Source organism: Tepidiforma sp., assembly GCF_026419595.1.
Taxonomy (GTDB): Bacteria; Chloroflexota; Dehalococcoidia; order Tepidiformales; family Tepidiformaceae; genus Tepidiforma.
Genome location: NZ_JANZZD010000045.1, coordinates 1 through 7594, shown reverse-complemented (window position 1 = coordinate 7594; position 7594 = coordinate 1). Strand labels below are relative to the sequence as shown.

Here is a 7594-nt window from a genome sequence, read left to right as displayed (position 1 = left end):
ACCCACCACCATCCCCTGCTCGTCGACCCCCTCCGTCACGAATACCGCCTGCACCCGGTACGAGTGCGTGTGTTTCGCCCCGTTCGGCCGGATGGCGTGGGTCGCCCCGAAAAACGAATCGATCGCCAGCCGGTACCGCAGCCCGGCCGCCAGCGCCTGTTGCATCACCCGCGCCGCTCCCGTGTCGGCATGCCCCGAAAGCACCCGGACGGTGCCCTTCGCCGGCTCCTGTGCTGCACTCATCTCCGTCACCTCGCGGTCTCTCACCGCGGTTGTCGGCAACGGTCGCGGGACGATTGAGTGAATGTTCCGTTGCGCCCGCCGCGAACCTGCGCCGCTTCTCCGTTCGTCCGATAACCCCGGTATGAACCCCGAGGAGCCGACCATGCCCCCGACCGACTGGACCTCCTGGCAGGCCGGTTACGAAGCCGGCATCGACGACGCCATCCGCCTCATCGATACCCTCCGCGGGCCGGGCGCCGGCAGCCTCAGCGCGCCCATCCTCCTCCGCATCCGGGCCGAGCTCCTCGCCATCCGAAGCCGCGCCAGCCAGCCGCGCGCCGCCTGAACCCTCCCGCCTTCCCGCGCGGTGCGCTACCCTCCGGGGACACCCGCCGGGAGGCCGCCCCGTGCCCACCTGGACCAACTGGTCAGGCTCCGTGACCGCCGCGCCGCGCCGGCTGCTCTCGCCTGTTTCCGAAGAAGAGGTCGCCGCCATCGTGCGCGAAACCGCCGCCTCCGGCGGCTCGGTCCGCGTCGCCGGCTCCGGCCACTCCTTCGTCCCCGTCGTCCCCGCCGAGGATGCCATCCTATCGCTCGATGCCCTCGCCGGCCTGCTCGATGCCGCCCCGGATTCCGGGCGCGCGACGCTGCTCGCCGGCACGAAGCTCCGCGACGCCACCCACCTCCTCTGGGAGCGCGGCCTCGCGCTCCCCAACCAGGGCGACGTCGATACCCAGGCCCTCGCCGGCGCCGTCGCCACCGGAACCCACGGAACCGGCCCCGCCTACGGCTCGATCTCCACCCGCCTCGAAGCCGCCCGCGTCGTCACCGCCGACGGCACCCTCCTCGATGTCGACGACCCCGCCCTGCTCCCGGCTTTCCGCGTCTCCCTCGGCCTCCTCGGCATCTTCACGCGCCTCACCCTCGCCTGTGTTCCCCGCTACGCCCTCCATGAACGCGTCTGGCAGCACCCCATCGACGCCTGCCTCGACGAGCTCGCCGCGAACGTCGCCGCCAACGACCACTACGAATTCTTCTGGTTCCCGCGCGCCGACATCGCCGAATCCAAATCGCTCAACCCTGTCGGCGAAACCCCCGCCGATGAAGAGCCGCCGCCCCTCGACGGCCCCGGCGAGCGCATCGGCTGGTCCCACCGCATCTACCCCTCCGTCCGCGACCTCCGCTTCAACGAGATGGAGTACGCCGTCCCGGCCGAGGCCGGGCCTGCCTGCTTCGCCGCCATCCGCCAGCGGATGAAAGAGCGCCACCCGAAGGTCGGCTGGCCGGTCGAATACCGCACGCTCGCCGCCGATGACGCCTGGCTCAGCCCCGCGTTCGGCCGTCCCACGGTCACCATCTCCGTCCACCAGGCCGCCGAACGCCCCTACCGCGAGTTCTTCACCGACCTCGAGCCGGTCTTCCGCGAGTTCGGCGGCCGCCCCCACTGGGGCAAATTCCACACCTGCACCCGCGCCGACCTCGCCGCCATGTACCCCCGCTTCGAAGAGTTCTGCACCCTCCGCCGCCAGTTCGACCCCCACGGCCGCTTCCTCTCCCCCTACCTCGCATCCCTCGTCGCCTGACCCAATTCCCGCTTCCCGCCTCCCGTTTCCCGTCTCCCGCCTCCCGTTTCCCGTCTCCCGCCTCCCGGTTCCCGTCTCCCAACTCCCAACTCTTTACAACTTCCCCGTTCCTTCGTAGCGTTCGCCCATGACAGAAGCGGAAGAGGCGCTCCGGCGCTGGGCGGAAGCCGGCCTCATCGACGAAGCCACCGCGGAGCGCATCCGCCAGTTCGAAGCCGCCCGCCGCCAGCAGGCGCGGGCGGCGCCCGGCGCGGCACCGCCCGGGGAACGCCCCGGCCTCATCGAAGTCCTTCTCTACCTCGGCATCGCCGTCCTCTCCGTCGGCGTCTTCGCCCTCATCGCCCAGGCCTGGGATAACCTCGCCTCCTTCCCGCGCGTCCTCGCCATCGGCGTGCCGGCAGCTTTCGCCCTCCTCACCGGCGGCCTCCTCAAATCGCTCGGGGAAGCGGGCTACCGGCGCGGCGCGCAGTTCTCCTGGGCCGCCGCCGTCGGCCTCGCCGCCGGGACCGTCGCCGTCGTGCTCCACGAATACGAGCCCCTCGGCATCGCCCGCGACGACGACCAGGCCGCGATGCTCATCGTCGGCGTTGCCGCGACGGCGCTTGCCCTCCTCCTCTGGGCGCTCAACCCGATGACATTCCAGGTTCTCGCCCTCGGCGCCAGCCTCTTCTTCCTCGGCCAGGCCATCGGCAACTGGCCCGACCAGTATTCCGCCCGCCTGGCCGGCGGGTCGGTCGTCCTCTTCGGGCTCGCCGGCATCGCCCTGGCTGAGCTTGGCCTCATGGCCCCCCGCGATTCCAGCCGTCTCACCTTCGGCCTCCTCCTCGCCGTCGGCAGCTACCAGCCCGGCTTCTCCGATGGCGGCACCCCGTGGGAAATCCCAGCTTTTCTCGCCGCTGCCGGGCTCCTCGGCTTCGGCGTCTACCGCGGCTCCTTCGGCTACGTGCTCTGCGGCGTCGGTCTCCTCTTCGTTGCTCTCGTCCGCGCCATCTTCCAGAACTTCTCCGACCAGGTCGGCGCCCCGGTCGCCCTCATCATCAGCGGCGCCCTCCTCATCGGCGCGGTCCTGCTCCTCGCCCGCCTCGCCCCGTCCCTTCGCCGCGGGAGCGCCGCGTGACCTCGCCATCCGCCCGCTGGTTCGCCATCGCGGTCATCGGCGGCGTCGCGGCCGTCGTCGTCACCGCCGTCGTCCTCCTCGGCATCGGCGTCTCCGACACCTCGCCGCCTTCGCTCGAAGAGAACCCGAACCCCGCCATCGCCGGCGATATCCTTTACGTCGACGAAGCCAGCTGCATCGTCCTCGCACGCGCCTCCGGCGAAGCCCGCGGCCAGGTCCACTGCACCGGCGTCATCCCCCAGCTCCTCTACTTCCTCGACGACCGCCGTATCGCCTATCTCGTGCCCAACCCCTACCCGAACAACTTCGTCATCGTCGACCTCGAATCCGGCCGCGAACTCGAACGCCGCACCGTCGACCCGTCCCGGCCGACCTTCGACTTCGCCGCGCCCGACGGCACCCGCATCTTCCAGCGCGACGGTGCCCGCCTCGACCTCATCCGCGATGGCCAGGTCACCGGCACCCTCACCTTCGACGGCCTCGATTGGCCCCCGAACCTCGTCGGCTGGTCGCCCGATAGCCAGTGGCTCGCCTTCTTCTACTACCCGCCCCGCGGTCGCGGCGCCGAACTCTGGCTCGTCTCCCGCGATGGCCGGGTCCGCGGCACGCTCGCGACGGGCGTCGTCGGCGGCGCCATCGCCTGGCGCTTCCCCGACGGCCGCGCCTGGCCCCAGCCGCCAGCCGACTGACCGCTTCCTACCAGCGCTGCCCCGGCGGGGGCGGCACGGCCGGCTCCGCCCGCGTCATGTGCGCCGCCGAAGCCCCGGCCCGCCACGGCCAGCTCCCCTCGCCCGGCGCGAAGGCCCCCGGCCCGCGCGCCGCCAGCGCCTCCGCCATCCCCAGCGCCCGGCGCGCCCCCGCGACGTCGTGCACCCGGAAGATTCGCACCCCCTGCGCGAACGCCAGCGCGCTCACCACGTGCGTCTCGAGGTCGCGCTCCGCCGGCGGCAGCCCGCCCACGCTCCCGATGAAGTTCTTCCGCGAATGCGCGAGCAGCACCGGCAGCCCGAACGTCCCCAGCTCCCCAATCCGCCGCAGCACCTGAAGGTCCTCGTCGTGGCTCTTCCCGAACGCGATCCCGGGGTCCACCGCCACGTGTTCCCGCGCGAGGCCGGCCGCCCGCAGCTCCTCCAGCCGCCGCTCCATCCATGCCACCGTCTCCGTCATGACGTCGCCGTAGACCGGCGGCGCATCCGGCCGCCGCTTCGGCACGGAGTAGCTGTAGTTCAGCACGTACCCGGCCCCGGCTGCAGCCGCCTCCTTCGCCGCCCCCGTCCCCAGCGTGAGCCCGCTGATGTCGTTCACCAGCTCCGCGCCTGCCGCCAGCGCCGCCCGCGCCACCAGCGGCTTGTACGTATCGCTCGAGACGATGTGCCCCTCCCGCGCCAGCGCCGCGACCGCCGCCCCGACCACCTCCGCCTCCTCCTCGGCGGCGAGCACCGGCCGGTCGGCCCGCGCGCTCTCCGCCCCGACGTCGATGATGTCCGCCCCCGCCGCCCGCAGCCGCTCTGCGGCCGCCAGCGCCGCGCCGATATCCCGCCCCACGCCGTCGCCCGAGAACGAATCCTCCGTCAGGTTCAGGATGCCCATGACGGCCGGCCGCTCCAGCGGCAGCTCCCGCGTCCGCAGCCGCCACGCCCGCACGGGCGCGAGAAACGCCCGCAGCCGCGCCGCGTGCGGCGACCCCAGCCCTTCGAGCGCCTCAGCCAGCCGCCCGAGCATCGCGCGAGACGCCCACACCACCGCCTCGCCCGGCTCCCGCAGGTCGATGCCCAGCCCGAGCTGGCTCGTCGCCACCTGCAGCCGCTCCCGGTCGCCCGCGAAGTGCGCCGCGAACGGTGCCTCCGGCTCCGCCGCCGTCATCCCGAACCCGGGCGGCACGACCCGCAGCGACGGCCTCACCCGCGCCGCCCCTGCAGCGCATCGACCATCCGCCGCACCTGCCACAGGTGCTCGAGGTCGTGCTGGTACGTCTCCCGCGCAATCTCCACGATCGACACCTCGCCCCGGTACGGGTGCAGCCCTTTCCGCTCCCAGTCCCGCTCCGAAAGGTCCCACAGCAGGTACGTCGTCCGCCGCCGCAGGTAGTGCAGTTCGTCCAGAAGCAGCTCGAGGTCTGCCTCCGCGTAGTCGGCTTCGAACGGGATGTCGTCGAAGTCGACGTGCGGGATTTCGGGCACCTCCCGCCCCCGGCTCATCGCGATGATCGCCGCCTGCTCCTGCACCCCCCGCTCCACCTGCACGAGGTGGAACGGCACTGCCAGCAGGCACCAGCCCTCATCGGGCCAGCCCGCCGGCCGCAGCAAATCCCGTTCGCGCACGCTGCCGAACGCCCGCGCCAGCTCCCCGGACGCCTCGCCGAGCGCCTTCAGCAGGAACGAAGGGTCGCTCCCCGCCGTCGCCGGTACGTAACGCACGCCCCCGATTCTAGCCCCTGCGCCCGCCCCGCGCGGTAACGGCCGCGCCTACGTCACGATGAGCGGCACGCCCTCGCGGCACAGCCGGCACTCCGCCGGGTCCCACGACGCGGCCGGCACGTCGAGGCAGGCGAAGAACGGCACGCCGAACGCCACCTTCCCGCCCGTCCGGTCCACCAGCACGCCGACGCCGGCGACCTCCGCGCCGCGCGCCTCGACCGCCTTCAGCACCTCCCGGATGCTCCCACCGGTCGTCAGCACGTCGTCCACGACGAGCACGCGCTCGCCCGGCCCGAGTTCGAACCCGCGCCGGAACTCCCGCTCATCGCTCCCGTCGTCCTTCCGCTCCGCGATGATCGCCCGCAGCCCGAGGTGCCGCGCCGTCTCGTACGCGAGGATCACGCCGCCGGTCGTCGGCCCCGCCACCACCGTGGCCATCCCCCGGAACCGCTCCGCGATCTGCCGGCAGAGCGGTTCCGTCACGTCCGGCCACTGCAGAATCCGGAACTTCTCGATGTACAGCTCGCCGTGGCGCCCGCTCGCGTACTGGAAGTGCCCGCGGAGCAGCGCCCCGCGCTCCTCGAGCAGCGCCCACGCCTCGTCGCGCGTCAGGTGCCGTTCGGTCATGCCGCGAGCGTACCCGCTCGCCGCCTTCCGGTCGCGGCCCGGTTCCGCGGACCTACTCCTCGCCGAGCCGCTTCGTCGTCAGCACCGGCTTCTGGTCGGTCAACACGCCCTTCTCGTTCGGCGCCAGCCCGAACCGGTTCAGCGGCAGATAGCTCAGCGTCGCCTTCCCGATGATGAGGTCCTTCGAGACCAGCCCCACCTGCGAGCTCCGGCTGTCCAGGCTGTTGTTCCGGTTGTCGCCCATCACGAAGTACTCGTCCGGCGGGATGAGGATCTTCGGCAGCGTGTCGTTCCACGGCGTCGTGATGTACGGCTCCTCGAGCAGCCGGTCGTTGATGTACACCTTGCCGTTCACGATCTCGATCGTCTCGCCCGGCAGCCCGATGACCCGCTTGATGAGGTCCGTGCTCGGGTCCCGCGGGTCGCGCAGCACGATGATGTCGCCGCGCTGCGGGCCGTGGAACACGTACCGTGTCGGGTCGTCGCCCGGGTCGATGAACGGCAGGAACGTCGACAGCTTCTCGAGGTCGACCTCCGAGTACACCAGCTTGTTCACGATCAGGAACTGCCCGTTCTCCAGCGTCGGGTACATCGAGTTCCCGTCGACCTTGAAGTTCCCGAAGCTCGCCCGCACCGAGAGGAACACCAGCGCCGCGAGCATGACCGTCTCGACCACTTCGCGGATCCATGCCTTCAGCCGGCCGTCACCCTGCGCTCGCTCGGCGGCGCGGCCGTCCGCCTCCGCCGGCTCCGAGGCCCACGGCGGCGCGGCCCCCAGCGGGTCGAGCTCGAACCCGATCGGTGCGTTCCGCCGTTCGAACTCCGCCGCGACCTCTTCCGCCGGCGCCCAGCCGTCATCCGTCGGCGCACTCCGCTGCGGCGCCCACGCCGCCATCCGGATGAACGGTCGCTCCGCCGGCTCCTCGCCCGACTCCTCGACGATGCGCGTGCCCTGCGAACCGAACAGGGCTTCGAGTGCCGCCGCCGTCTCAGCGTCCACCTCTGGCGACGCCGTCTCAGGCTCCGGCGTCGAAGCGTGTGCCTCGAACGCCTTCAGGATGACGTCGCCCTCGTCCTCGGTCGAAACGAACTCCGGCTCGTCGCCCTCGTAAACCGGCGACGGCCGCGCCCATGGCGGTTCGTCGGCCGCATCCATCTGCGCCTCGAGGCTCGCCGCCAGGTCGAGGTCGTCCTCGCCGTCGGGCAGCGAAACCGCGAGTTCCGCCGTCTCGGCGATGTCGCCCCACATGTCCTCGTCGCCGGCCGCCAGGTCCTCCGTGCCGTCGCCGAAGCGGGCGTCCGCAAGCGTGGCGCCCTGCGCGGCCGCTTCATGGTCGCCCGACCGGGGCTGTTCGCCCAGCCGCTCCCACCACGGCCGCGTCTCCTCGCTCGTGACATCCGATGCCGGGCTCGCCGGCTCAGCGACGCTCGCGACCGCTTCTTCAACGGTCTCCTCGGCCTCCGCCGCTTCCCACCACGGCCGCGACGCTTCGGCAACCGGCTCCACCGCCGGGCTCACCGGCTCGCTGACGCTCGCCACGGCCTCTTCGACCGCTTCCTCGGCCTCGCTGGCTTCCCACCACGGCCGCGGCTCCTCGCTCGCGGCATCCGCCGCCGGGCTGACGGAC

Annotated in this window: 9 protein-coding genes; 4 read left to right on the top strand and 5 right to left on the bottom strand. The window is 72.2% G+C overall.

Features of this window, described 5'->3' with window-relative positions; genetic code table 11:
- A partial coding sequence (locus N2041_RS13965) for a hypothetical protein (RefSeq protein WP_297679188.1) occupies positions 1-243 on the bottom strand: 243 nt, incomplete at its 3' end.
- A 142-nt stretch (positions 244-385) separates the two neighbouring features.
- Between N2041_RS13965 and N2041_RS13960 the strand changes: the two genes are divergently transcribed.
- The 4 genes from N2041_RS13960 to N2041_RS13945 all read left to right on the top strand — a co-directional run bounded on the left by N2041_RS13960 (position 386) and on the right by N2041_RS13945 (position 3611).
- On the top strand, positions 386-568 hold the full coding sequence (locus N2041_RS13960) for a hypothetical protein (RefSeq protein ID WP_297679187.1): 183 nt from the start codon (positions 386-388) through the stop codon (positions 566-568).
- A 61-nt stretch (positions 569-629) separates the two neighbouring features.
- Complete coding sequence (locus N2041_RS13955; RefSeq protein ID WP_297679186.1) at positions 630-1805, top strand: D-arabinono-1,4-lactone oxidase; 1176 nt, start codon at positions 630-632, stop codon at positions 1803-1805.
- A 127-nt stretch (positions 1806-1932) separates the two neighbouring features.
- Positions 1933-2922, top strand: a complete 990-nt coding sequence (locus tag N2041_RS13950) for a DUF2157 domain-containing protein (protein ID WP_297679185.1) — start codon at positions 1933-1935, stop codon at positions 2920-2922.
- A complete protein-coding gene (locus N2041_RS13945; RefSeq protein WP_297679184.1) occupies positions 2919-3611 on the top strand; it encodes a hypothetical protein in 693 nt (230 codons plus the stop codon). Before N2041_RS13950 ends, N2041_RS13945 begins: the two co-directional genes overlap by 4 nt.
- A gap of 7 nt (positions 3612-3618) precedes the next feature.
- On the opposite strand, the gene folP is transcribed toward N2041_RS13945, so the two are convergent.
- The 4 genes from folP to lepB form a co-directional block, all read right to left on the bottom strand.
- Complete coding sequence (gene folP, locus N2041_RS13940) at positions 3619-4824, bottom strand: dihydropteroate synthase (RefSeq protein WP_297679183.1); 1206 nt, start codon at positions 4822-4824, stop codon at positions 3619-3621.
- Entirely contained in the window at positions 4821-5339 is a 519-nt protein-coding gene (locus N2041_RS13935) for a DinB family protein (protein WP_297679182.1), read from the bottom strand. The genes folP and N2041_RS13935 overlap by 4 nt, the downstream gene beginning before the upstream one ends.
- A gap of 48 nt (positions 5340-5387) precedes the next feature.
- On the bottom strand, positions 5388-5966 hold the full coding sequence (gene pyrE, locus N2041_RS13930) for an orotate phosphoribosyltransferase (RefSeq protein WP_297679181.1): 579 nt from the start codon (positions 5964-5966) through the stop codon (positions 5388-5390).
- Between the two features lie 52 nt (positions 5967-6018).
- On the bottom strand, positions 6019-7594 hold a 1576-nt coding region (gene lepB, locus N2041_RS13925), incomplete at its 5' end, for a signal peptidase I (protein ID WP_297679180.1).

Bases quoted from the DNA above. Each gene is read 5' to 3' on its own strand.
- N2041_RS13960 (WP_297679187.1), top strand. From the start codon at position 386: ATGCCCCCGACCGACTGGACCTCCTGGCAGGCCGGTTACGAAGCCGGC.
- N2041_RS13950 (WP_297679185.1), top strand. From the start codon at position 1,933: ATGACAGAAGCGGAAGAGGCGCTCCGGCGCTGGGCGGAAGCCGGCCTC.
- pyrE (WP_297679181.1), bottom strand. From the start codon at position 5,966: ATGACCGAACGGCACCTGACGCGCGACGAGGCGTGGGCGCTGCTCGAG.